Here is a 23020-nt window from a genome sequence, read left to right as displayed (position 1 = left end):
CTGGTATCCTTGACAATCGACCAGTTCAAGGATCACCAAGAATGAAATGCGCTTTGGTAGGCTCCCGTTTCTTTGCCGCGTCGGTGTTCGAGGCGCTGCGCAAGCAAGAGGGCATCGAATTCACCAGCATCGTCGCTCCGGCCGAGGATGACCGCCTCGCCGTGGCGGCGCGCGCCGCCGGCATCCCCGTCCACATTCTCGCCAACCCGCGCATCGTTCCCGCCGAAGCCATCGCCGAAGGCACCGACCTGATTCTCGCCGCCCACACCCACGCGCGCGTGAGCGACGGCGCCCTGGCGCGCGCGCGCCTTGGCGGCATCGGCTATCACCCTTCGCTGCTCCCGCGCCACCGCGGCATCGCCGCCGTCGAATGGACCATCCTCGAAGGGGACCCGGTTGCCGGCGGCTCGATTTACCACCTGGCCGACGGCTGGGACGCCGGCGCCATCGCCGCCCAGGACTGGTGCTTCGTGCTGAAGGGCGAAACGGCGCGCGAACTGTGGGAGCGCGCGCTCGCGCCGATGGGCATCGCGCTGCTGTCGAAAGTGGTGCACCAGGCACGCATCGAAGGCGCCGTGCCGGCCTTCCCGCAGGATCCGCGCTTCGCCACCAAGGCGATGATGATCAAGCGCTCGGTCGTGCTGACGCCGGAGGAAACGCCGGCGCACGCGTCGCTGGTGGTGACCGTGGTGGGCCCCGACCGGCACGGCATCGTCAACCTGCTGGCCGACCGCGCGCAGCGCTACAGCGCCAACTGGGCGGCCAGCCGCATGACGCGCCTTGCCGGCGAATTCGCCGGCACCGTGCATTTCGAGGTGCCGCGCGAGCACGCCGATGCGCTGGCCGAATCGCTGCGCCAGCTCGAATCGAGCGGCCTGAAGGTGGTGGTTGCCAGCAGCGCCGGCGCCATCGTGCCCGATGCCCTGCGCGGCTTCGAGCTGGAACTGGTCGGCGAAGACCGCGTCGGCATCGTCAGCCGCCTGACACGGATGCTGGCCGAACGCGGCATCAGCATCGAAAACCTGCATACCGAGATCCTGCGTAGCGGCGTCTCGGGCAAACAGACATTCCGGATCGGCGCGCACCTGCTGGTGCCGGCCGGCTTGCCGGTGGACGGCCTGCGCGCTGAACTGGGCGTGCTGGCCAGCGAAATGATGGTCGATATCGCGCTGGACGAACGGCGCGCGGCCGGCGTGCGCCAACCCTAACTCACCAACAAGAGGCGAAAAATGCCAGGACTCCTTCCCGACGTCGATCCCGATGGATTGCTCGAATATTCCGTGGTCTATTCCGACCGCGCCGTCAACCACATGTCGCAATCGTTCCAGGGCGTGATGCGCGATATCTCGCGCACGCTCAAGCAAGTCTACAAGGCGCAGTCGGCGATCGTGGTTCCCGGCAGCGGCACCTTCGGCATGGAAGCGGTGGCGCGCCAGTTCGCCACCGGCAAAGAGTGCCTGGTGATCCGCAACGGCTGGTTCAGCTACCGCTGGACCCAGATTTTCGACATGGGCAGCATTCCTTCCGGCTGCACGGTGCTGAAGGCGCGGCCGGTGGAGCAGGGCACGCAGGCCGCGTTCGCGCCGCCGCCGATCGATGAAGTAGTGGCGTCGATTGCGAAGCACCGGCCGGCGGCGGTGTTCGCCCCGCACGTCGAGACATCGTCGGGCATCATCCTGCCGGACGACTACCTGCGCAAGGTCGCCGACGCCACGCACGCCGCGGGCGGCCTGTTCGTCCTCGATTGCATCGCATCGGGCACGATCTGGGTCGACATGGAAGCGACCGGCGTCGATGTGCTGATCAGCGCGCCGCAAAAAGGCTGGAGCGGTTCGCCATGCTGCGCGCTCGTCATGCTCAGCACACATGCGCGCGACCGCATCGACAGCACGACCAGCACCAGTTTCGCCTGCGACCTGCGCAAGTGGCTGCAGATCATGGAAGCCTACGAAGGCGGCGGATTCGCTTACCACGCGACCATGCCGACCGATGCGCTGGCGACGCTGCGCGACGTGATGAAGGAGACCGAGGACTACGGCTTCGACAAGGTGCGCGCGGAGCAGCAGGAACTGGGCGACCGGATCCGCGCGCTGCTGGCGCAGAAGGGATTCCGCAGCGTCGCGGCCAAGGGGTTCGAGGCGCCCGGCGTGGTGGTCAGCTACACCGACGACGACGGCATCCAGTCGGCCAAGAAGTTCGTGCAGGCGGGCGTGCAGATCGGCGCCGGCGTGCCGCTGCAATGCGACGAGCCGGCCGACTTCAAGACCTTCCGCATCGGGCTGTTCGGGCTCGACAAGCTGCACAACATCGAGCGCACCGTGGCGACGTTCGCCGAGGCGCTCGAGAAAGTGGAGTAATCACGGGTCGCTGCCCAAGGGCTGGGGTCAGGTCCGGCGGACCTGACCCCGAAGTTGACGCCGACGCTAATGCGCCGCAGGACGAATATTCTGGTTCGCGCGGAACAGGTTCTGCGGATCGTACTTCGCCTTGATCGCTTCCAGCCGCCCATAGTTCGGACCATATGCATCGGCGATGCGGTCCGATTCATCGGCGGTCAGGAAGTTGATGTACACACTGCCCGACGCATACGGCGCCGACATCTTGAAGAACTCGCGCGCCCAGGCGATGCAGGTGGAGTCTTCCGCCGGATTCTCCCAGCGCGTGTGCACGTTCATCGCCCACAGCGCGCTGCGGTTCGGATACGCGGTGGCGGTCGCCGACAGCACGCTGGCCTGCCCGCCGATCAGCCCGAGGAAAATCTCGCACTGCGGCGACGGCAGCCTGCCGGCATAGTCGACAATCACGTCGATCGCATCGTCGGTCAGCACATCGAAGTTGTGCGACTTCCAGTAATTGCGCGCGCCCGGCGCCAGCAAGGGATCGAAGGCCTGCTGCCAGGCGGTGTAGGGCACGGCGCCGACGTGCTCGCCGACCGGCTGGCCGAAGCCGCGCACCCTGGAGATCACGTCCTGCAGTTCGTCAGGCTTCCTGGGCGAGAACAGCGCGAGCGCGAGGATTTCCTTTTCGTGCCACTCCGTCGGCAGGAAGGGCAGCGGCGGCGCCTTGCGCAGCACGCCCCAGATGGCGATGTCGTTGCCCATCGTGTCGACCAGTTCGCGATACTGCGCCAGCACCGACTTTGCCTGCGCAAGCGGGAACACGATCAGGCCAGCCGTCACTTCCGGACCGACCGGATGCAGCTCGAATTCGAAGTTGGTCACCACGCCGAAATTGCCGCCGCCGCCGCGGATCGCCCAGAACAGGTCGGGCTCGCGCGACTCGCTGATGTGCAGGCGCCGGCCGTCGGCGGTGACGATGTCGGCCGAAATCAAATTGTCGATGGCCAGGCCGTGCATCCGGCTCAGCCAGCCGAAGCCGCCACCGAGGGTCAGGCCAGCGACGCCGGTGGTGGAGTTGATGCCGAGCGGCGTGGCCAGGCCATACGCCTGCGCCTCGTGGTCGAAGTCGCGCAAGGTGGCGCCGCCTTCCACGTAGGCGCGGCGCTTCGTGGGCTCGATCTGCACCGAGCGCATCGCCGACAGGTCGATCACCAGGCCGTCGTCGCACAAGGCGCTGCCGGCGATGTTGTGACCGCCGCCGCGCACCGCCAGCGGCATTTTGCTGTCCCGCGCAAAATTGACCGCTGCCAGCACATCGGCCGCACCTGCGCAGCGCACGATCATGGCGGGGCGCTTGTCGATCATTGCATTCCAGATTTGTCTTGCCGAGTCGTATCCTTCATCGCCCGGCGACAGGACGCTGCCGCGCAGCTTGGTTCGAAAGTCCTTGACCTGGTCCGACGTCACGGTGTCCATCACGCACCTCCCCATTTTTGGCTCACTCTTTTAATCATAGTGAGCGAAAACGCGGATACAAGGGAGATGGGACCCATCGCTTGTCGTACCTGCGCAGGCAGGTACCCATGCTGAGCGAGAGGTAGGTGGAGGCGTGTTCAGTATAGGCACCTGCCTGCGCAGGTACGACAGGCTAATTGCTACTGCAGCTTGTCGCCGTCGTTCCAGTTGCTTTTCTCTTCTTCCAGCGCCGCGAGGTCGCGCGCGAACATTTCGTTGAGCTCATCGCGCGACTGGCGCGCCATCGAGATGAATTGCTCCTGGTCCTTGTAATACGGATACACCGCGTGCAGGCTCTGGATGTTGTGCAGCTTGAATTTCTGCGCGGCCTGGCGTGCGCGGTAGGCGCCGAAGCCGAGGTGGCGCAGCACGCTCTGGCCAAGCTGCAGCGCCGACTCGAACGTTTCGCGCTCGATTACCGACACCCCGCGGTCCATCAGGTCGTACAGGTGCGACACGTTGCGCGCCCGCGCCATGATCTTCAGGTCGGGGAAGTTGCGCCGCACCGCGTCCACCAGCGCCAGGCTGTCCTCGATGCTGTCGACCGCGACGATCAGCGCGCGCGCCTTGCCCGCGCCGGCCGCCTGCAGCAGGTCGACCCGCGTCGCGTCGCCGTAGAACACCTTCATGCCGAACTTGCGCAGGAACTCGATCTGGTCCGGGTCGTGGTCCAGCACCGTGAGCGGAATCTGGTTGGCGCGCAGCAGGCGCCCGACGATCTGGCCGAAGCGCCCGAAGCCGGCGATGATCACGTGGTCTTCCTGCGTTTCGATGACGTCGGCCGGCCGCTTCTTCGCTTCGCGCCAGCGCGGCGCCAGCAGGCGGTCGTGCAGCAGCAGCAGCAGCGGCGTGGCCACCATCGACAGCGCGACCACGACCACCAGTATCGCCGCCACTTCGGCGCTGAACACCTTGGCCGTCTCCGCCGCGCCGAATACGACGAAGGCGAACTCGCCGCCTTGCGACAGCACGAACGCGAACAGCGCCTGCTGGCTGCGCGGAACTGCAAACAGTTTGCCCAGCCCATACAGCACCGCGATCTTGATCGCCAGGAAGCCTGCCACCAGCATCAGGACCAGGCCGGGCCGCGCGAGGAAGACGCCGAAGTCCACCGACATGCCGACCGCGATGAAGAACAGCCCAAGCAGCAGGCCCTTGAACGGTTCGAGGTCCGATTCGAGCGCGTGGCGATACTCGGAATCGGCCAGCAGCACGCCGGCCATGAAGGCGCCCAGCGCCATCGACATGCCGATCCACTGCATCAGCAGCGCGATCGAGATCACCAGCAGCAGCGCGAACGCGGTGAAGATCTCGCGCATGCCGGTCCTGGCGATGGTGCGCAGGATCGGGCGCAGCAGGTAGCGCCCGCCCAGCACCAGCGCGACCAGGGTGACGGCAATGCGCGCGCCGCCCAGCCAGCCTTTCTCGCTGCCCTCGGCCGCCGCCACGCCCAGAACCGGGACGATGGCGATCATCGGGATCGCGGCGATGTCCTGGAACAGCAGGATCGAGAAGGCGGCCGAGCCGGTCGGCGTGTTGCGCAGGTTGCGCTCGTCGAGCGTGGCGAGTGCGATCGCGGTGGACGACAGCGACAGTCCGAGCGCGGCGATCAGCGCCACTTTCCAGTCGACCCCGAGCAGCAGTGCGGCGCCGGCCAGCGCCGCCGCCACGCCCGCGACCTGGGCGCCTCCCCAGCCGAAGATCGGGCGCCGCAGCGACCACAGGCGCTTCGGCTCGAGTTCGAGGCCAATCATGAACAGCAGCAGCACCACGCCGAATTCGGAGAAATGCAGGATGTCCTCGACTTCGACCACCAGGCGCAGGCCCCACGGGCCGATGGCGACGCCGGCCAGCAGGTAGCCGAGCACCGCGCCCATGCCGAAGCGCTTGGCGAGCGGCACCGCGATCACTGCCGCGGTCAGATACACCAGCGCGTTGATCAGGAGGCTATGTTCCATCGGCGCCTATCGCAAAAGGATGGCCGGCCAATTGCCGCAGGCTCGCGCCGAACTGCTCTACATGCGCATCTACCGCAAGGGGGGCGACGTCGTGCGCGCCATGCAGGACCAGCGGCGCGATCCATTCCATGCCGCAGGCGGATGACATCTGCCGGAACGGCGCGAGGAAGTCGGCGTATCCCTGGCGCCCGCCTGGCGCGAAGTCGGCGGCGCCGGCGCCGGTGCTGGTGGCCAGCCAGAAGCGCCGGCCGGAAGCCGCCGGCGCGCCGGACCAGGCATCGCGCAGCACCACGTCGACCCATTCCTTCAGCAGCGCCGGCATGCCGAACCACCGCAGCGGGAACAGGAACACCAGCGTATCGGCCTGCGCCAGCAAGGCGTGTTCGCGCGCCGGGTCGATGTAGAAGTCGGGATAGGTTTCGTACAGGTCGTGCAGGTAGACGCCTTCGACCAGCCGCGCCGCCTCCGCCAGCCTGCGGTTCACGCGCGACAGGTGAGGCGCCGGGTGCGCGAACAGGACCAGCACGCGGTTGGGGTTCATGTGTTACGCCGCGCGTCGGCCGGGCAAGGCCATGTCGCCGATCGCCGCCACCAGCGCATCGAGTTCGCCGATGCTGGTGTAAAGATGCGGCGTCACGCGCACCGCCTGTCCGGCGCCGGCGATGTCGCGCACGACGGTGAAGATGCGGTGGCGCGCCATCAGCTGTTCGACCACCTGCGCCGCGGCGATGCCGTCAATGGCGAAGGCGCCGATCCCGCACGAACGCCGCGGGTCGCGCGGCGTCAGAATCCGCACGCCGGGCAGGCCGCGCAGGCGATCCTGCCAGTATTGGCTCAGGTAGCGCAGGCGTTCTTCCTTGTTGCGCGCGCCGACCGAGCGATGGAAGGCGAGGGCGTCCTCGATGGCCAGGATCGGCCCGGGCGGCACCGTGCCGACGTGACCAAGCTTGCCGATGTCGCTCGCCGCGTGCCGCACGTCGCCGAACAGCGGCGCGATATCGGCGATGCGCTCGCGGCGTACATACAACAGCCCGACCCCGAGCGGGGCGCCGAGCCATTTGTGCAGGTTGACGCCGACGAAGTCCGCACCGAGTTCGGCGAGCCGGTAATCGAGATGCGCGAACGAGTGCGCCGCATCGACCATCGCGTCCACGCCGTGGCGGCGCGCCATCGCGGCGATTTTCTGCACCGGCATCACCTGGCCGGTGCGATGATGCATGTGCGTCACCAGCAGCACGCGCGTGCGCGGCGTGATCGCCTGCTCGTAGAGCGCGACGATCTGTTCGTCGCTGTCCGGGTCCAGCGGCAGATCGACGCGGGTAAGCGCAAGCTGCTTGCGCGCCGCGACCATCTCCAGCGTGTCGATGACGTAATCGTAATCGTCGTCCGCCATCAGCACGGCGTCGCCCGCGGCAAACGGATAGCCCTGGAGCAGGATGTTGAACGACTCCATCAGGTTGCGCGTGATGAGCAGTTCTTCCGGCGCGGCGCCGGTGAAATCGGCCAGCAGCCGCATGACGTGCGCAAGCCGGTCCGGAAACCGGACCCGCATGAAGTACGAGTTCTCGCGATTCAGCTCGGCCTCGTAGCGCTGGAACGCCTGGTGCACCGGCGTCGCCTGCACGCCGAAGAAGCCGTTTTCGAGGTTGATGAAATCGGGCGACACCGCGTATTGGGCGCGCACCGCGGCCCAGCGGGCTTCGTCGTCGGGGGCGATCGGGGCAGGGGACAGCGGCAAGTTCGGCTCCTGTGGCGGTGATGGGATGACAAATAATAATGCCAATTCGGCGCGGGCGGCGGCAATTGCCTGCGGCGCCGTGATTTGAGAGTTGGTTAGGAAGCGCACAGTCGAGTGCGGTACATCTGGCTAAGGTGTCGCGTGACGCCTAATTATTCACTGGAGCACCATGCACGCGGAAAAGATCACCGAACCCGAACCGTCGCAGGAGCCGGCCGCGGAAGAGAACTGGGTCAGCAAGCTCGGCCCCGGCCTGATTGCCGGCGCCGCCGACGACGATCCGAGCGGCATCGCCACCTATTCGCAGGCCGGCGCGCAGTTCGGCTTCGGCATGCTGTGGACGCTGGTGATCACGTATCCACTGATGGTCGGCATCCAGATCGTCAGCGCGCGCATCGGCCGGGTCACCGGCCATGGCCTGGCCACCAACATCCGGCGCCACTACCCGGCCTGGCTGCTGTACCCGCTGGTCGGCCTGCTGCTGCTGGCCAACACCATCAACATCGCGGCCGACGTTGCCGCGATGGGCGACGCGATGAAACTGGTGGCCGGCGGCCCGGCGCAGCTGTACGCGGTCGGCTTCGGCCTGATCTCGGTGCTGCTGCAGGTATTCATCCCGTACTCGCGCTACGTCGGTGTGCTGAAATGGCTGACGCTGGCCCTGCTGGCCTACGTCGCCACCGTATTCGTCGTCCACATCCCGTGGGAGCGGGTGGCGAGGGAGGCCATCGTGCTGCCGGCTCTGCCGTGGAAGCCGGCCTTCATCACCACCATCGTCGCGGTGTTCGGCACCACCATCAGCCCCTACCTGTTCTTCTGGCAGGCCTCGCAGGAAGTCGAGGAGTTGCGTGCCGACGACAATGCGCAGCCGCTGAAGAAGGCGCCGCGCGAGGCCCGCGCCGGCTTCAACCGGATCAAGCTCGACACCTTCATCGGCATGGGCTTCTCCAACCTGGTCGCTTTCTTCATCATGCTGACCACTGCGGTGACCCTGCACATGCACGGCGCGACCGAGATCGAGACTTCAGCCCAGGCGGCGACGGCGCTGCGCCCGATCGCCGGCGAGTTCGCCTTCATGCTGTTTGCGCTCGGGATCATCGGCACCGGCATGCTCGCCATTCCCGTGCTGGCCGGATCGGCCGCGTACGCGATGGCCGGCGCCTTCAAATGGAAGAACAGCCTCGAGCACGAACCGAAAGTGGCGCCCAAGTTCTACGGCATCATCGTGGTGGCGACCCTGGCCGGCGTCGGCCTGGTGTTCGCGCCGATCGATCCGATCAAGGCGCTGTACTGGAGCGCGGTAATCAACGGGGTGATCTCGATCCCGGTCATGGCCGTGATGATGCTGATGGCTTCGCGGGTCGACGTGATGGGCCGGCTGGTGATCACGCGGCGCCTGAAAGTGCTCGGCTGGACCTGCACGGCGGTGATGGCGGCCGCCGTGACGGCGATGTTCGTCACCAACCTGGCCTAGGCCGGCCGCCCGCGGCGTGCGCCGCGATTCCGGTAAAGTTTTTATACTGATAATTACATGGTTTGCATTGTTCGCCTGCGAAAGGCGGATCACCGTTCCATATTCTTGTCGGGTGTTTCCGGATGCGATCCCAGCGTGGCGTCGTCAAGCAGGGTGCCCTCCAGGCTTTCTCGGGCCTGGTCGGGAGCATCGTTGCGAACGCGGGCATCGTGGCCGCCTGCATGCTGGCGGCGCTGTTCCTCAGCCTGCTCACCTGGGGATTTCTTCTAGGCAGCGCAAGGGCCGAACGCGAGCAGGGCGTGCGCTATTCCATGCAGCAAGCGTCGACCATGGCGCGCGCCTATTCCGAACAGGCTGCCCGCGCCATCAACTCGCACGACCTGGTGCTGCGCCAATTACGCTACGGCTGGACCCTGTCGGGCTTCGCGCTGAAGCTCGACTCGCCCGCGGCGGCGACCATGTACCGCGATGCCGCTCTCTCGAACCTGGCCATTTTCGACCGGGACGGCAAGCTGATTACCGCCATCCGGCCCGAGCGCCTGCACGCGAACGTTGCCGGCAGCGCTTTTTTTCGCGCGCACGCACAGTCGCCGGCCGACCGGCTGGTGGTCAGCCGCACCGGCAACGGCTCCAGCGAGGGCGCCGGCATGCAATTCTCGCGGCCGCTGCGCGACAGCGACGGCCAGTTCGACGGCGTCGCGCTGCTGCAGGTGGACGCCGACGAGCTGACCGTCAACTTCTTCCTGCACCGCTTCGTTCCCGGGGGCGTGCTGGGCCTGTCGGCGGTCGGCGGACCGCTGCTGGTGGCCGCGGCCGAGCCACGCGGCGCCAGGCCGATCATGCTGCCGGCGCTGGCGGGCAGCAACGACAGCTTCTTGTCCGGCAACGAAGGCGCCATGCTGGCCGGCGCCGGCTGGTTCGCCGACGCGCGCCCGCGCTACCTCGGCTGGCACCGGGCCGGCCCATACCCGCTGGTGGCCTTCGTGGGACTCGACCAGGCGCGCACGATGGCGCCGTTCGATGCGGCGGTCAGGCAGGCCATCGCGCAGTCCGCCGCTGCCACGGCGGTCCTGTTCGGCCTGGCGACGGTGCTGACCGGCTTCCTGCTGCGCCTGACCTGGCGCAAGCGTGAAAGCCAGCGCACGGGCGAAACCTATCGCATGGCCACCGAGGGATCGAGCGACGGTTTCTTCATTCTGGCGACCATGTACAACGGCGCCGGCTCGGTCGACGACTTCGAGGTGATCGACTGCAACCAGCACGGCGCGGCGATCTGCCACCAGCGCCGCGAGACGCTGATCGGGCGGCGCTTCTCCGGCCTGTACCGCGACGACACTTTTTCGCGCGTGATGGAGGTGCTGCGCATCGCCGTCGATACCGGCTCCTACGACGGCGAGCTGGAATTCCAGCCCGAGGGATCCGACCGGTCGAGCTGGATGAAGCTGAAGGCGGTGCGCTCGGACGGCAAGCTGGCCATCACGCTGCGCGACATCACCGAATCGAAGGCGCACGTGGCCGCGCTCGAGCACCGCAGCAACCACGACGCGCTCACCGGCCTGCCGAACCGTCACTGGCTGCAGTGGTACCTGCCGCAGGCGATCGTGCGCGCGCGCGACAGCCGCCAGACGCTGGCGCTGCTGTTCATCGACCTGGACGGCTTCAAGGCCGCCAACGACACCATGGGCCACGCGGCCGGCGACGAACTGCTGCGCCACGCGGCGCACCGGCTGAAGGAGGCGGTGCGCCCGCACGACAACGTGATCCGCATCGGCGGCGACGAATTCGTCGTCATCCTCGAAAACAACCTGCGGGTGGAGGACGCGGCGATCGTCGCCAAGCGCGTGATCGCCGCGTTCAAGCCGAAGTTCAAGCTGATCGGCGGCACCGCGGTGCTGGGCACCTCGATCGGCATCAGCAGCTTTCCCAGCGACGGCGACGACGCTGCCAGCCTGCTGCAGAACGCCGACGTGGCGATGTACTCGGTCAAGACCAGCGGCAAGGGCAGCTTCCGCTTCTTCGATCCGGAGTTCTATGAGGCGCTGCGGCGCGAGCTGGAATACGAGCAGGAGCTGCGGATGGCGATCGAGAGCGACGAATTCGTCATCCACTACCAGCCGCGCATGGACCTGGCCAGCAACCGCACCACCAGCATGGAGGCGCTGGTGCGCTGGCAGCATCCGACCCGCGGCCTGCTCGAGCCGAAGGACTTCATTCCGCTGGCCGAGAAGACCGGCATGATCGTGCGTTTGGGCGAGCTGGTGCTGGTGAAGGTGTGCGAGCAGCTGGCGCAGTGGGTGGCCAAGGAAGAGGGCGTGGTGCCGGTGTCGGTGAACATCTCCTCGCGCCAGTTCAACGAGACCGACATCGCGCGCATCTTCTCGAGCGCGATGGCGCGCCACAACATTCCCGCGAACCTGCTCGAGATCGAGCTGACCGAGTCATCGATGATGGGCGGCAGCAGCCACGTGCTCGAATCGCTGTCGAAGATCCGCGACCTCGGCATCAAGCTGCTGGTCGACGACTTCGGCACCGGCTACTCGTCGCTGGCCCAGCTGCAGCTGCTCGACTTCGACATCCTCAAAGTCGACAAGGCCTTCACCAGCCGCATCGAACAAACCGAGCAGGGCAAGATCCTGTTTACCGCCATCATCACGATGGCCCACGCGCTGGGCATGCGGGTGGTGGCCGAAGGCGTCGAGACCGGCAGCCAGCTGGCGATCCTGCGCGCGCTCGCCTGCGACGAAGTGCAGGGCTATTTCATTTCCTTCCCGCAGGCGGCGGCGCCGTCGCAAAGCCTGCTGCTGTCGCCGGCGGTGTGACCCCGTCATTGCATCTTTGTCCTAGACGGCGGCCGCGAGGACATTTTTGTCATGAAGGCGATGGCCGCTTGCCGCCGGGCGGGAGCGGACTAGACTGAAACCAGCGTCAGTCGACCGGCAACTGGCGCGGGTCACGGCGCACATGCGCACTGTGGCTAGTGCTGTGCGCGCCATGGCGGGCGCGGCGATTGCGGCCGATTCAGCCAGGAGCCCGTCATGCGTAACTCATCATTTCTGATTTCCGTTTCTTCCCTCGTCATGCTGTGCGCCGCCAGCGGCGCCGGCGCCCAGGACTTGCCGGCAGCGCCTGGCCAAAGCGTGCTGCCGGAAATCCAGGTGGTTTCGGCCATGCCGAAATATCCGATCAAGATCAACGAGGCGCGCAAGGTGCGCGGGCTGTATGAACTGTCGAACGGCTGGACGCTGGACGTCACCCCCGACTGGCGCAAGGTGTACGCCGACATCAACGGCCGCGGCAAGATCGAGATGCTGCCGCTGTCGCCCGACAAGTTCATCTCCGCCGACGGCAACGTGGCGATGGAATTCAACCTGGGCGTCGACCAGAACGACATGGTCATGCGCTACCGGCCGGACGCCACCGTGGCCGAGTTCATCGTCGTCAGGGCCTCCCTGGCCCAGCGGTAAGGGACGGGCTGCGCCGGCAGGCCGAACTGAGCAGTCTGTCATGGACGCGGTGGGCTGGACGGGCGCAGCCGTGCCGGGGTGCGCATTACAAGGGTGTAAGATAGATATCATTCCTTGTCAAACGATGTGCGCCCAACGTCAGCCATGCCCTTGTCCCGCGTCCCGCCAGCGAATTCGACGATTCGGCCCTATCCGCTGGCCCGGATGGTGCTCGCCACCGCGACGCTCATCGTCGTCCTGATCGGCGCCACCGCGGCGGTGCTGCTGGTCAGCTACCGCGACACCCTGCGCCAGGAGATGACCAACCTTCGCAACCTGTCGATCGCGTTCGCCGCGCAGACCTTCAGCGTGGCGCAGGGGGTCGACAACGTCATGCTGCAGGCCGAGCGCGCGTACGCGAGGCGCCCGGCCATGCGCCGAACCCGCTGCTGAACTTCTCCGACAACCCGATGGCCCAGGAGTACCTGCTGGGCATTTACCTGTACGACCCCGACGGCAAGCTGATCGCCGACGCGGTGACCAGCAAGCCGACCCTGGTGCCGGCACCCACGCCCGAGCAGGTGCGCATGGACCTCGGCTCCACCAAAGACGCGCTGCGGATCACCATCACCAACATCGACCCGGTCACCGGGCGCGGCATCGTCAACTTCACCCGGCCCACCGTGGATGCGGCGGGCAAGCGCACCGGCCTGATCGTCGCGCAAGCCGATTCCGAGCGCTTCGAACGGATCTACAGCCTGGTCGAACTGGGCAAGGGCGGCTCGGTGACCTTGTTCAACCGCGACGGCAGGATGCTGGTGCGCGGGCCGAATTTTCCGAAAGGGATAGGCCAGTACTTCACCGACACGCCGCTGTTCGCGCGCCACCTGCCGGCCGGCGACCGCGGCGCCTTCGCCGCCATGAGCCCGATCGACGGCAAGCCGCGGCTGTACGGCTACGACGCCGTGGGCGGCTATCCGCTGGTGATCATCACCGGCACCGACCAGTCCGATGCGCTGGCGTCGTGGTACGGGCGCGTGTGGACCGCGATCATTTCCCTGCTGCTGATTGCGGCGGCGGTGATCTTCCTGGCCTGGCGGGTGGCGCGCGACGCGGCCCGCAAGTTCACGCTGATCGGCCAGCTGGCGGCCAGCGAGGCGCGCGAGAAGAAGAGCGCCGACTACCTGGCCGCCATCCTCAATTCGGTCGGCACGCCGATCTGGGTGTTGGACAGCAAGCACAAGATCGTCATGCTCAACGAGGCGTTCAGCCGCTTCGTCGGGCGCGCCGCCGCCGCGCTGGTGGGCAGCCACGAGGGCGAGACGCTCGATCCGGGCGGCTCGCGCGCGCGCGAGGCGCGCTACCGCGACGTACTGCGCGCCGGCCGCACCAGCGAGGCGATCGCCGAGATCCGCGACGGCAGCGGACATGAGCGCACCGTCATCCAGCTCAGCTCCAAACTGGTCGACGCGGCCGGCCAGGAGCAGATCGTCAGCGTCCTGACCGACATCACCGAGCGCCAGAAGGCCGAGCGGCGCCTGGCCTACGTGGCCAACTACGATTTGCTGACCGGCCTGCCGAACCGCGGCCAGTTCGGCCGCATGCTCGAGCAGGAACTGGCCGGCGCGGCGGCGCGCCACACCTGCGTCGGCGTGCTGGTGGTCGCGCTCGAGCGGGTGCAGGAAGTGAGCGACCTGCTCGGCCACGCGGCCGGCGACGAAGCGCTCAAGCAGGTAGGCGCCGTGTTCCAGGGCCTGCTGCCGGGCGCCGCCGCGGTGGCGCGCACCAAAAGCAACGAGTTCGCGGTGGTGATCGAGGCCGAGAAGGGGCGCGACTTCCTCGAGCAGTACGCGATCGAGCTGCACCGCACGCTGTCGGGCGCGCTGAAGGTGGGCGGGCGCGAGTTTTACCTGGGACCGGTGATCGGCGTGGCGATTTTTCCCGAGGACGGCGACAGCGCCGACGAATTGTTCCGGCGCGCCGACAGCGCCCTGAACCGCGCCGGCATCGACATCGACGACACCATTCATTTTTATTCGGAGCGCGCCCAGACCGACCTGGATGAGCGCCTGATGGTCGAGGCGCAGCTGCGGCGCGCGCTCGAGCGCCACGAATTCCACCTGCTGTACCAGCCCAAGGTGCACGCCGCGGGCGGGCGCATCGTCGGCTTCGAGGCGCTGCTGCGCTGGACCAATCCCGTGCTGGGCGAAGTGTCGCCGGTGCGCTTCATCCCGATCGCCGAACGCACCGGCCTGGTGATCCCGATCGGCGCCTGGGCGCTGCAGGAAGCCTGCCGCCAGCTGCAGGCCTGGAACCGGGCCGGCGTCGAGGTCAAGGTCGCGGTCAACCTGTCGCCGCGCCAGTTTTCGCAGAAGGACCTGCTGCCGATGATCCGCCAGTGCGTCGAGCGCTGCGAGGTCGGGCCGGGCAGCCTGGAGCTGGAGATCACGGAGAATGCGCTGATGAGCCGCGAGCAGGAAGTCGACAGCCTGATGCGCGAGATCCGCGCGCTCGGCGTCGAACTGTCGATCGACGATTTCGGCACCGGCTATTCCAGCCTGGCCTATTTGAAGCGCTTCCCGGTGCAGCGCCTGAAGGTCGACCGCGCCTTCATCCGCGACTTGGGCAAGGACGCCGACAGCGCCGCCATCGTGCGCTCGATCGTCAACCTGGCGCACGGCCTGAAACTGGGCGTGGTGGCGGAGGGCGTGGAAACGTCGGAGCAGCTGGCGATCCTGCGCGCGATGGCGTGCGACGAATACCAGGGCTTCCTGTTCAGCCGCCCGATCGACGCCGACGCGGCGCTGGCGCTGTTTGCGCAGAACCGCCTGGCGTTCGCGTAATCAGGCTCGTGCGACGCGGTTGCGGCCTTCGGCCTTGGCGCGGTAAAGGCCGCGGTCGGCCGCTTCCACCAGCGCGCGCGGATGCTGGCCGCGCGCCGGCGTCAGCGTCGCCACGCCGGCGCTGACCGAGACCACCCGGAACGGGCTGGCGCCGTGGGCGAATTTCAATGCCGCGATCGCGGCGCGCACCGATTCCGCCACCGCCATCGCGCCTTCCAGCGAGGTGTCGGGCAGCAGGATCGCGAACTCTTCGCCGCCGAAGCGCGCGGCCAGGTCGCCCGGACGGCGCGGCCCCGACTGCACCGCGTGGGCCACCATCTGCAGGCAGGCGTCGCCTTCGACGTGGCCGTGCAGGTCGTTGAATTTCTTGAAGTAGTCGACGTCGATCATCACGAGCGCGACCTGCGACTGGTCGCGCTGCGCGCGCTTGAACTCGGCGCCGAGGCGCTGGTCGAAATGGCGCCGGTTGGCCAGGCCGGTCAGGCCATCGGACAGGGCCAGCTTTTCCAGCGAGGCGTTGGTCGCTTCGAGCGCGGTCTGGGCGTCGCGCAGCTCCTTCTGCAGCCGGTCGCGCACGATCAGCTGGCGGATCAGGCGCGAGCCCAGTCCCAGCAGCATCGCCAGCAGCAGCAGGGTGCCGGCCACGCTGGCGATGGCGGTGGTGCGCCAGCGGGCCAGCACTTCGGCCTTCGACAGCGCCACCCCCACCATCAGCGGATAGCCGCGCACGTGATGGTAGGTGTAGAGGCGCTCGACGCCGTCGACCGCCGAGACCAGGATCGCGCTGCCGGTGTCGCCGGTTTGCTGCCACATCCTGTAGACCGGGCCCTTGCTGATGTCGCGCCCGAGGTCGGCCTCGCTGAAAGGACGGCGCATCAGGAAGCGGCCGGCGTCGCTGACCAGGAAAATGGTGCCTTTGGGGCCGATGTCGAAACTCTCGTAGAACTTCCGGAAGAAGTCGACCCGCACGGTGGCCAGTGCGACGCCGCCGAACGAACCGTCGGGACGATTGATGCGGCGCGATACCGGAATGATCCACACGCCGCTGGAGCGGCTGCGCACCGGGTTGCCGATATGCGCGGACAGGTCCGGATGGGTGCGGTGGTAGATGAAGTATTCGCGGTCGGCGTTGTTGACGCCGCGCGGCTGGTTCGCCAGCGAGTTGAGCTGCCATTCGCCGCCGGCGTCGTACAGGAACAGGCCCTGCAGCGAAGGCGTGCGCCGTACCATGTCGGCCAGGTAGGCGCGCAGGCGTTCCGGTTCGCGGGCCAGCGCGTCGTGGTCGACCTGTTCGACCACGCCGGCCAGGATGGTATCGACCAGGTCGAACGCGCCTTCGGCGTGATTGGCCAGCGCGCGCGCCATGTTGACAGTATCGGTGTAGCCCTCGGCGAGCGAGACTTCACGGGCCGACCACAGGCTGCCGCCCAGCACCGCCAGCAGCGACAGGCAGACCAGCGCCAGGAACAAGCTGGCAATGCGGGCCGCGGAGGCGCGCCGCTTGCGCGGCGGCGGTGCGGCAGTGGTCGGCGACGATGAAGCGGGCTTCATGGCGAACAAGCAAAGCTGAAAAACGGAATGGGGAATGGCTGGATGTTCAATATTTCCTCGCGACGCGAAACGGATCTGAATGGATTCGGGACGCAAGGATTAGGCGTGTGAGCGGATGTTACCTCACTTCAATCCGCGTGAAACAAATTCCAGGAGGAAATTTCCATTTCCTGACGTTATTATGCGACGTTGGCAGGCAGCCAAGCCGGGTTCAGAACAGGACCGGCTCCGGCGCTTTCGCCTTGCTGCCGCGCGGCGGCATCGGGTCGGCCACCGCCACCAGCTTGTCGGCGTCCCACGGGCGATAGACTTCTTCCTCGTTGACCAGCGCGCCCTCGAGCCAGCCCTGGTACTGTTGCGGTTCCAGCAACACCAGCATGCGCTTCTCGTCGCCCGGCTTGTGGAAGCGGTCCATCAGCGGGTGGCCGTCGGCGTTAATCGTCAGCATCGAAAACGACAGCAGCGGCAGCCCGTCCGGGCCGGAAGCGCGCCATTCCCAGATCCCGGCGATGCCCAGCGGCGTTTGCGCGGCCGCCGAGATGCGCCAGCGCACCGGCTTGCCGGTTTCGTAACAAGGCTCGAAGAAATTGTCGGCCGGGACGATGCAGAACTGATTGCGCTTCCAGGCGTTGCGAAACGACGGCTTGGTGGCCACGGTTTCGGTGCGCGCGTTATAGGTCTGGCGCGCCAGCTTGGTGTCGGCCCAGTGCGGCACCATGCCGAACATCGCCGGCACGCATTCGATGGCGCCGGCGACCTCGCGCGATTCGCGGATGATCGGCGCCAGGTAGCCGGGAAAGGCTTCGTCGGGAAAATTGAAGAGCGCGCGCTCCAGCCCATGGTGCTGGCTGATCGCGTCGAGGCGGGTAGGGGTGTAGTTGGCGCACATGGCGATATGGTAGCGCGTTTTCGGCGGACCGGCCGCCGCCTGTTTGATATGCGTCAAAGACCCCCGGGCGGTTCTGGCGCGACACTTGATGCTGGCGCTTGACGCCGATTTCAAAGGACAGCCATGAGACAGTTGACGCCTTCCGACGTGGAGGAACTCGAGAACGAGCTGCGGCGCGAGCGCGCCACCGTGCTCGAGGCGATCCGTGCGCACCTGGCCGGCCGCGACGAGGACCAGCAGCGCGAGCTGATCAATTATTTTTCCGACGGCGACAGCCGCGCCGCCGCCGAGCAGCTGAGCGAGACCGAGCGGGCGCTGCTGCGCCATTCGCTGGACGAGCTCGAGGCGATCGATGCGGCGCTCAAGCGCATCGACTTCGGCGCGGGCGGAATGTGCGTGGTGTGCGGCGCGCCAATCCCGCTGCCGCGCCTTCGCGCCGCGCCGGCGTCGCAGACCTGCCTGGAGTGCCAGCAGAAAATCGAAGCGGGCACGGTTGCGGCGTTCGCGCGGTAGGGTCGGGTCCGCCGGACCCGACCCGAGGTTCCGGGCCGCGGCTCCAAATGCCTTCGTGATGGCGCCGCCGCCTGCGACAAAACCGGGGTCGGTCCGCCGGACCCGACCCCATCTTCAGCTGCGCGCCAGCAGCCGGCGCACCTCCTCGGCGATCATGCGCTGCTCGTCGGTGTGGATCACCCGCACGCCCACCGCGCCGCCATCTGCCGAGATGACGCCGGCGTTCTGCGCGTTGCGCTCCGCATCGAGCCGCACGCCCAGGAAGCCGAGCCCGTCGCAGATGCGTGCGCGCACCTCCGGCGAGTGCTCACCGATACCGCCCGAGAACACCAGCGTGTCGATGCCTTCCAGCGCGCCGGCCATCGCGCACACCGTCTTGCGCGCCTGGTAGCAGAAGTACGCCACCGCTTCGGCGGCCCGCACGTCGTCGTCCTGCCTGGCCAGCAGCACCCGCATGTCGCAGCTGGTCTCGGAGATGCCCTGCAGCCCGGAGTCGTGGTTGACCATGTGGCTGAACTTGGCCGCCGTCATCTGCTCGGTGCGCGCCAGGAACCACGCCAACCCGGGATCCAGGTCGCCGGAGCGGTTGGCCATCGCCAGGCCGCCGGCCGGCGTCAGGCCCATGCTGGTGTCGACGCTCCTGCCGTCGCGCACCGCCGTGACGCTGGCGCCGCCGCCCAGGTGGGCCAGGATCACGCGGCCGCTGGCGACGGCGCCGCCGGCCTGGCGCTCCAGCTCTTCGATCAGCCAGGCGCACGACAGGCCGTGAAAGCCGTAGCGCCGCACTCCTTGCGCTTCGTAGCGGCGCGGGATCGGCACGATGCGCGCCACCCGCGGCATGCTGTCGTGGAACGCGGTGTCGAAACAGGCCACCTGCGGCACGCTGGGAAAGCGCAGGTGCAGGGCGTCGATCAGCAGCAGTTCAAGCGACAGGTGTTCGGGATCGAGGGCGCTGTGCCGGTGCAGGTCGTCGCGCATCGCCACCGACAGCGGCTGCGGCGCCGAGTAACCCGGCCCGCCCTGCACGACCCGGTGGCCGATGGCCGCCAGCGCGGAGGGATCGATGCGCTCGCCGAGCCAGTCCACCAGCACCTGGGTGGCGTTGACCCGCTCGGGAATGCCGAAATGGCGCGCGAAGCTGTCGGCCGGGTTGACGCCGTGGCAGCTGAACGAGCCGCGGTCGCTGCCGATGCCGTCGACGCAGCCTTCGAGCACGCTTTGCGGCTCGGGATCGGCGTCGAACAGGGCGAATTTGATGCTGGATGAGCCAGCATTGATCGCGAGGATCAGCTGGCCGGGCGAGGAAATGGGCATGGCGCGCTCCTCCTGGATTTACCAGTGTATTGACCGGACCGTGAAAATACCTTGATGTGGATCAAAGTCGCCAGTGCTGTGCGGCTCCTATCATCGGGCTCGAGTCAAGCAAACCCGGGAGGAAACATGGACCAGATTTTCAAGGATTTCGTGCTGCAGGTGATCGACGGCGCCACCGACCTGACCCTGGCGACGGTGCGCCCGGATGGCTTTCCGCAGGCCACCACGGTCAGCTACGCGCATGACGGCCTGAACCTGTACGTGGGCATCGGCAAGCGCAGCCAGAAGGCCGGCAATGTGCGCGCCAACAACAAGGTGTCGCTGACGATCAACCTGCCGTACCAGGACTGGCGCGACATCAAGGGCCTGTCGATGAGCGCGCTGGCGCAGGTGGTCGAGGACGCCGCCGGCATCGCCACCGCCAAGGCCTGCCTGCTCAAGCGCTTCCCGCAGATCGCCGAGTGGAGCGACGCGCCGATGGCCGGCGAGATGGCGTTCCTGAAAATCACGCCGCAGGTGATCTCGATGCTCGACTACTCGAAGGGCTTCGGCCACACCGAGCAGGTCGCCGCCTAGCTCAGGAAGCTGGCGTGGATGCCGGGCTCGCTGACGCCGTTGCGGTAGACCAGCACAGGGATCGCGCTGTGGGTCAGCACGCGCTGGGTTTCGCTGCCCAGCAGCAGCCCTTTGACGCCGCGCCGCCCGTGCGACGCCATCGCGATCAGGTCGCAATGGCGGTCGCGCGCGGTGTCGACGATCGCCTCGTACGGATAGTCCGAGGTGACCAGCGCGACGTCGCATTTCACGCCCGCCGCGGCGGCGCGCTGCTCGACCAGCTCGAGATATTTCTGCGAGTGCTTTTCGCGTTCGCGCTTGACCTGCTCATGCACCGACTCGGTGACGCCCGGCTCGTAGGTGAACATGTGCAGGATCGGCATCACGTGCACCGCGGTGATGCTCGCGCCGAGCTGCTTCGCCATCTGGATGCAGGCGTGCACCGCCGACTCGGAGGCCGGCGAGCCGTCGGTCGGCAGCAGGATGTGCTTAAACATGGAGGTGGCTCCGGTGATGGCGCGCGTGGGGTGCCGGCGGCGCCAGCCGGACGTCGTCGTGGCGGCGGTGGCGCGGCGCGCGCGGGGTCACGGCGCCGGCCAGCGCCAGGTCCATCGTCGAGCGGTGCAGCAGCAGCCATTTCGGCAGCAGGTCGAGCGCCTCGCGCCCGAGGGCGACGTCGCCGCCTTCGACCTGCGGCTGGGCGTGATGCAGGGCCGACAAGGTGCGCGCATGCTGCTCGCGGTGGCCGCGCAGCGCCGGGTAGTTGAGTGCTTCCATCGCCGCTTCCTCGTCGCGGAAGCTCGCTTCGAGCTCGGCGATGAGCGCGGTAAAGCCGTCGGCGAAGCGCTCGTCCGGGGTGCGCGCCAGGCGCTCCATGCGATCGGACAGGCCGCAGCGCGCTTCGCGCATCATCCCGGCGACGTTGTGCGCTCGCCAGGGCGTTGAACTGAAATTCATGATGATTTCCTTCGCAAAACAGAGGCCGTGGAACTGGCCTCCATTCCCAGTGTGGGCGCGCGCCGGCGACGCCATCCTTGATGCACATCAAAGATGGCCGCGGCCTCGAAGGATTTCGTACTTCAGCTCGCCGAGGGGCGCAGCACCAGCACCGGGATGCTGGAATCGTGCAGCACTTTTTGGGTGACGCTGCCGGCGATCAGCCGGGACAGGCCGTGGCGCCCGTGCGAGGCCATCATGACCAGGTCGCACTGCTGGTCGCGCGCGGTCTTGATGATCTCCTCGTGCGGAAAGAAGGCGAGTGAAGTGACGCCGTGGCAAGGCACGCCGGCCGCGGCGGCCAGCGCGGCCACCCTGGCGACGTTCTCGGCCGCCTGGTTCATCAGTTCCTCGGTGCTGACCGCGGCGATCGCCGCCGCTTCGGCCGCCATGATGGGGAAGGGCTGGGCGATCGACACGGCGACCAGTTCCGCGCCGATGCCGCGCGCGAATGCCACCGCCGTTTCTGCGGCCTGCACCGCCAGCGCCGAGCCGTCGGTGGGAACCAGGATGCGCTTGTACATGCAAATCTCCTCAGCGGTACACCAGCACCGGGATGCTGCCGTGCACCAGCACCTTTTGCGTTTCGCTGCCCAGCAGCACGCCCTTGACGCCGCGGCGCCCGTGCGAGCCCATCACGATCAGGTCGCAGTGGCGGTCGCGCGCGGTCGAGATGATCATCTGGTACGGGTCGTCCGAGATCGCCTGCTCGGTGCTGCACGGCACGCCCGCTTCCTGCGCGGCGCCGCTGATGAACTTCAGGTACTCGTCGGCGTGCTTGCGGCTGTCGACCGCGTACTCGGACTGGGTGTCCTCGAGCATCTCGGTCTTGTAGGTGAAGGCATGGAATTTCGGGATCACCGTCAGCCCGACCACCTCGGCGCCCAGGTCCTTGGCGAAGCGGATCCCGGCCAGGATCGCGCGCTCGGATTGTTCGGAACCGTCCGTGGGCAAGAGTATGCGTTTGAACATGGCAACCTCCCATTGCTGAAGTCCCAGTCTCGCCGCCGACCCTGGCGGCGTCCTTGATGCACATCAAAGCGCCCTCGGGGAGGATTGCGGGACGATACGACGGCGTCCAGGGGATAGTCGATGGGCAAACGGGTCTTGTTGATACAGGGGCACCCCGACCAGGCGCCCGGCCATTTGTGCCGGTCGCTGGAAGAGGCCTACGCGCGCGGCGTGCGCGAGGCCGGCCACGCGCTGCGCCGCATCGACGTCGGCGCGCTCGATTTTCCGCTGCTGCGCAGCGAGGAAGACTGGCAGAACGGCGCCTTGCCGGCGGCGCTGCAACAGGCGCAGGAAGACATCCTGTGGGCGCAGCACATCGTGATCTTCTTTCCGCTCTGGCTGGGCGACATGCCGGCGATCCTGAAGGGTTTCCTCGAGCAGATCAACCGGCCAGGATTTGCGTTTTCGTCCGACGGCAGAACGCCGTTCGCCAGGAAAGGGCTGAAGGGGCGCTCGGGGCGGCTGGTCGTGACGATGGGGATGCCGGCGCTCGTCTACCGCGTGTACTTCCGCGCGCACAGCGTCAAGTCGTTCCGCCGCAACGTGCTCGGTTTCGTCGGCATCGCGCCGGTGGGCGACACGCTGATCGGCAGGACCGGCGCCATGAAGCCGCGCATCGCCGCGCGCTGGCTCGACCGCCTGCAGGCGCTCGGGCGCGGCGCGGTGTGATCAGCCGAAGGGATTCGGCTGCCACCGCCAGCGCGCCCGCGAATACCGAAAATCGCACCATTTTGGTGCATCCACGCTCGAGGGCGATGGCGCCCTGGACGATGTATATAATGAGCGCCGCGATCCTGGCGGTCAGCCATCCCTGAACTGTTTTAGGGTCAGGTATTCCATCGATGGTCATCCAAATGCTTGTATACTGTGTAATCTTGACA

21 protein-coding genes and 1 pseudogene are annotated in these 23020 nt (G+C 67.2%); 10 read left to right on the top strand and 12 right to left on the bottom strand.

Going from position 1 to position 23020, the window contains the following annotated elements; translation table 11 throughout:
* Positions 1 to 41: 41 nt before the first annotated feature.
* Together AC1D02_RS13290 and AC1D02_RS13285 are read left to right on the top strand one after the other, a co-directional pair.
* The gene (locus tag AC1D02_RS13290; protein WP_477317559.1) at positions 42 to 1208 is read left to right on the top strand and encodes a formyltransferase family protein; all 1167 of its coding nucleotides are present in this window, start codon (positions 42 to 44) and stop codon (positions 1206 to 1208) included.
* A 21-nt stretch (positions 1209 to 1229) separates the two neighbouring features.
* The gene (locus tag AC1D02_RS13285; protein WP_477317557.1) at positions 1230 to 2357 is read left to right on the top strand and encodes an aminotransferase class V-fold PLP-dependent enzyme; all 1128 of its coding nucleotides are present in this window, start codon (positions 1230 to 1232) and stop codon (positions 2355 to 2357) included.
* Between the two features lie 66 nt (positions 2358 to 2423).
* Here AC1D02_RS13285 and AC1D02_RS13280 read toward each other — a convergent pair whose 3' ends face one another.
* The 4 genes from AC1D02_RS13280 to AC1D02_RS13265 all read right to left on the bottom strand — a co-directional run bounded on the left by AC1D02_RS13280 (position 2424) and on the right by AC1D02_RS13265 (position 7550).
* Positions 2424 to 3815 carry an FAD-binding oxidoreductase gene (locus AC1D02_RS13280; RefSeq protein ID WP_477317555.1) on the bottom strand — a complete coding sequence of 464 codons (1392 nt, stop codon included), beginning with the start codon at positions 3813 to 3815 and terminating at the stop codon, positions 2424 to 2426.
* A 179-nt stretch (positions 3816 to 3994) separates the two neighbouring features.
* Positions 3995 to 5812, bottom strand: coding sequence for a glutathione-regulated potassium-efflux system protein KefC (gene kefC, locus AC1D02_RS13275; RefSeq protein WP_477317553.1), 1818 nt, complete (start codon positions 5810 to 5812; stop codon positions 3995 to 3997).
* Positions 5802 to 6353 carry an NAD(P)H-dependent oxidoreductase gene (locus tag AC1D02_RS13270; protein WP_477317551.1) on the bottom strand — a complete coding sequence of 184 codons (552 nt, stop codon included), beginning with the start codon at positions 6351 to 6353 and terminating at the stop codon, positions 5802 to 5804. The genes kefC and AC1D02_RS13270 overlap by 11 nt, the downstream gene beginning before the upstream one ends.
* 3 nt (positions 6354 to 6356) lie before the next feature.
* On the bottom strand, positions 6357 to 7550 hold the full coding sequence (locus AC1D02_RS13265; protein ID WP_477317549.1) for an aminotransferase class V-fold PLP-dependent enzyme: 1194 nt from the start codon (positions 7548 to 7550) through the stop codon (positions 6357 to 6359).
* Positions 7551 to 7719: 169 nt separating this feature from the next.
* Between AC1D02_RS13265 and AC1D02_RS13260 the strand changes: the two genes are divergently transcribed.
* The 5 genes from AC1D02_RS13260 (at position 7720) to AC1D02_RS13240 (ending at position 15310) form a co-directional block, all read left to right on the top strand.
* Positions 7720 to 9024, top strand: a complete 1305-nt coding sequence (locus AC1D02_RS13260) for an NRAMP family divalent metal transporter (protein ID WP_477317547.1) — start codon at positions 7720 to 7722, stop codon at positions 9022 to 9024.
* Between the two features lie 122 nt (positions 9025 to 9146).
* Positions 9147 to 11843 carry a bifunctional diguanylate cyclase/phosphodiesterase gene (locus AC1D02_RS13255; protein WP_477317545.1) on the top strand — a complete coding sequence of 899 codons (2697 nt, stop codon included), beginning with the start codon at positions 9147 to 9149 and terminating at the stop codon, positions 11841 to 11843.
* A 216-nt stretch (positions 11844 to 12059) separates the two neighbouring features.
* Entirely contained in the window at positions 12060 to 12488 is a 429-nt protein-coding gene (locus AC1D02_RS13250) for a hypothetical protein (RefSeq protein ID WP_477317543.1), read from the top strand.
* A gap of 144 nt (positions 12489 to 12632) precedes the next feature.
* The gene (locus AC1D02_RS13245) at positions 12633 to 12920 is read left to right on the top strand and encodes a hypothetical protein (RefSeq protein ID WP_477317541.1); all 288 of its coding nucleotides are present in this window, start codon (positions 12633 to 12635) and stop codon (positions 12918 to 12920) included.
* 17 nt (positions 12921 to 12937) lie between these two features.
* Complete coding sequence (locus tag AC1D02_RS13240) at positions 12938 to 15310, top strand: bifunctional diguanylate cyclase/phosphodiesterase (protein ID WP_477317538.1); 2373 nt, start codon at positions 12938 to 12940, stop codon at positions 15308 to 15310.
* On the opposite strand, the gene AC1D02_RS13235 is transcribed toward AC1D02_RS13240, so the two are convergent.
* Together AC1D02_RS13235 and AC1D02_RS13230 are read right to left on the bottom strand one after the other, a co-directional pair.
* Positions 15311 to 16861 (bottom strand): sensor domain-containing diguanylate cyclase, encoded by a 1551-nt coding sequence (locus tag AC1D02_RS13235; RefSeq protein WP_477317536.1) that lies wholly within the window; start codon positions 16859 to 16861, stop codon positions 15311 to 15313.
* A gap of 211 nt (positions 16862 to 17072) precedes the next feature.
* Complete coding sequence (locus AC1D02_RS13230) at positions 17073 to 17807, bottom strand: SOS response-associated peptidase (protein ID WP_477317534.1); 735 nt, start codon at positions 17805 to 17807, stop codon at positions 17073 to 17075.
* A 66-nt stretch (positions 17808 to 17873) separates the two neighbouring features.
* Here AC1D02_RS13230 and AC1D02_RS13225 point away from each other — a divergent pair, with 66 nt between their 5' ends.
* Positions 17874 to 18263, top strand: a complete 390-nt coding sequence (locus AC1D02_RS13225) for a TraR/DksA family transcriptional regulator (protein ID WP_477317532.1) — start codon at positions 17874 to 17876, stop codon at positions 18261 to 18263.
* A 114-nt stretch (positions 18264 to 18377) separates the two neighbouring features.
* Here AC1D02_RS13225 and AC1D02_RS13220 read toward each other — a convergent pair whose 3' ends face one another.
* The gene (locus tag AC1D02_RS13220; RefSeq protein ID WP_477317530.1) at positions 18378 to 19577 is read right to left on the bottom strand and encodes an acetate/propionate family kinase; all 1200 of its coding nucleotides are present in this window, start codon (positions 19575 to 19577) and stop codon (positions 18378 to 18380) included.
* A 126-nt stretch (positions 19578 to 19703) separates the two neighbouring features.
* On the opposite strand from AC1D02_RS13220, the gene AC1D02_RS13215 reads away from it, so the two are divergent.
* Entirely contained in the window at positions 19704 to 20153 is a 450-nt protein-coding gene (locus AC1D02_RS13215; protein WP_477317528.1) for a pyridoxamine 5'-phosphate oxidase family protein, read from the top strand.
* On the opposite strand, the gene AC1D02_RS13210 is transcribed toward AC1D02_RS13215, so the two are convergent.
* From AC1D02_RS13210 to AC1D02_RS13195, 4 genes are all read right to left on the bottom strand, one after another.
* Entirely contained in the window at positions 20150 to 20629 is a 480-nt protein-coding gene (locus AC1D02_RS13210; protein ID WP_477317526.1) for a universal stress protein, read from the bottom strand. The genes AC1D02_RS13215 and AC1D02_RS13210 overlap by 4 nt on opposite strands.
* The gene (locus tag AC1D02_RS13205) at positions 20622 to 21089 is read right to left on the bottom strand and encodes a hemerythrin domain-containing protein (RefSeq protein WP_477317524.1); all 468 of its coding nucleotides are present in this window, start codon (positions 21087 to 21089) and stop codon (positions 20622 to 20624) included. Before AC1D02_RS13205 ends, AC1D02_RS13210 begins: the two co-directional genes overlap by 8 nt.
* A 122-nt stretch (positions 21090 to 21211) precedes the next feature.
* Entirely contained in the window at positions 21212 to 21652 is a 441-nt protein-coding gene (locus AC1D02_RS13200; RefSeq protein ID WP_477317522.1) for a universal stress protein, read from the bottom strand.
* Positions 21653 to 21662: 10 nt separating this feature from the next.
* Positions 21663 to 22100: a universal stress protein gene (locus tag AC1D02_RS13195; RefSeq protein ID WP_477317520.1), complete on the bottom strand. Its 438-nt coding sequence runs from the start codon at positions 22098 to 22100 to the stop codon at positions 21663 to 21665.
* A 120-nt stretch (positions 22101 to 22220) separates the two neighbouring features.
* Here AC1D02_RS13195 and AC1D02_RS13190 point away from each other — a divergent pair, with 120 nt between their 5' ends.
* Entirely contained in the window at positions 22221 to 22808 is a 588-nt protein-coding gene (locus AC1D02_RS13190; RefSeq protein WP_477317518.1) for an NAD(P)H-dependent oxidoreductase, read from the top strand.
* Between the two features lie 28 nt (positions 22809 to 22836).
* On the opposite strand, the pseudogene AC1D02_RS13185 reads toward AC1D02_RS13190, so the two are convergent.
* A pseudogene (locus tag AC1D02_RS13185) lies at positions 22837 to 22989 on the bottom strand (SirB2 family protein); the annotation flags it as partial.
* Positions 22990 to 23020 lie beyond the last annotated feature (31 nt).

It is taken from the genome of Massilia sp. P1_C10 (genome assembly GCF_056406475.1).
The sequence above is the reverse complement of the archived record's forward strand: the minus strand, read 5'-3'. Positions and strand labels throughout refer to the sequence as shown.

What these genes read in the sequence shown, in the direction of transcription:
- AC1D02_RS13290 (WP_477317559.1), top strand. Translation starts at nt 42, where the DNA reads ATGAAATGCGCTTTGGTAGGCTCCCGTTTCTTTGCCGCGTCGGTGTTC.
- AC1D02_RS13285 (WP_477317557.1), top strand. Translation starts at nt 1,230, where the DNA reads ATGCCAGGACTCCTTCCCGACGTCGATCCCGATGGATTGCTCGAATAT.
- AC1D02_RS13280 (WP_477317555.1), bottom strand. Translation starts at nt 3,815, where the DNA reads ATGGACACCGTGACGTCGGACCAGGTCAAGGACTTTCGAACCAAGCTG.
- kefC (WP_477317553.1), bottom strand. Translation starts at nt 5,812, where the DNA reads ATGGAACATAGCCTCCTGATCAACGCGCTGGTGTATCTGACCGCGGCA.
- AC1D02_RS13270 (WP_477317551.1), bottom strand. Translation starts at nt 6,353, where the DNA reads ATGAACCCCAACCGCGTGCTGGTCCTGTTCGCGCACCCGGCGCCTCAC.
- AC1D02_RS13260 (WP_477317547.1), top strand. Translation starts at nt 7,720, where the DNA reads ATGCACGCGGAAAAGATCACCGAACCCGAACCGTCGCAGGAGCCGGCC.
- AC1D02_RS13255 (WP_477317545.1), top strand. Translation starts at nt 9,147, where the DNA reads ATGCGATCCCAGCGTGGCGTCGTCAAGCAGGGTGCCCTCCAGGCTTTC.
- AC1D02_RS13250 (WP_477317543.1), top strand. Translation starts at nt 12,060, where the DNA reads ATGCGTAACTCATCATTTCTGATTTCCGTTTCTTCCCTCGTCATGCTG.
- AC1D02_RS13245 (WP_477317541.1), top strand. Translation starts at nt 12,633, where the DNA reads ATGCCCTTGTCCCGCGTCCCGCCAGCGAATTCGACGATTCGGCCCTAT.
- AC1D02_RS13240 (WP_477317538.1), top strand. Translation starts at nt 12,938, where the DNA reads ATGGCCCAGGAGTACCTGCTGGGCATTTACCTGTACGACCCCGACGGC.
- AC1D02_RS13235 (WP_477317536.1), bottom strand. Translation starts at nt 16,861, where the DNA reads ATGAAGCCCGCTTCATCGTCGCCGACCACTGCCGCACCGCCGCCGCGC.
- AC1D02_RS13225 (WP_477317532.1), top strand. Translation starts at nt 17,874, where the DNA reads ATGAGACAGTTGACGCCTTCCGACGTGGAGGAACTCGAGAACGAGCTG.
- AC1D02_RS13220 (WP_477317530.1), bottom strand. Translation starts at nt 19,577, where the DNA reads ATGCCCATTTCCTCGCCCGGCCAGCTGATCCTCGCGATCAATGCTGGC.
- AC1D02_RS13215 (WP_477317528.1), top strand. Translation starts at nt 19,704, where the DNA reads ATGGACCAGATTTTCAAGGATTTCGTGCTGCAGGTGATCGACGGCGCC.
- AC1D02_RS13210 (WP_477317526.1), bottom strand. Translation starts at nt 20,629, where the DNA reads ATGTTTAAGCACATCCTGCTGCCGACCGACGGCTCGCCGGCCTCCGAG.
- AC1D02_RS13205 (WP_477317524.1), bottom strand. Translation starts at nt 21,089, where the DNA reads ATGAATTTCAGTTCAACGCCCTGGCGAGCGCACAACGTCGCCGGGATG.
- AC1D02_RS13200 (WP_477317522.1), bottom strand. Translation starts at nt 21,652, where the DNA reads ATGTACAAGCGCATCCTGGTTCCCACCGACGGCTCGGCGCTGGCGGTG.
- AC1D02_RS13195 (WP_477317520.1), bottom strand. Translation starts at nt 22,100, where the DNA reads ATGTTCAAACGCATACTCTTGCCCACGGACGGTTCCGAACAATCCGAG.
- AC1D02_RS13190 (WP_477317518.1), top strand. Translation starts at nt 22,221, where the DNA reads ATGGGCAAACGGGTCTTGTTGATACAGGGGCACCCCGACCAGGCGCCC.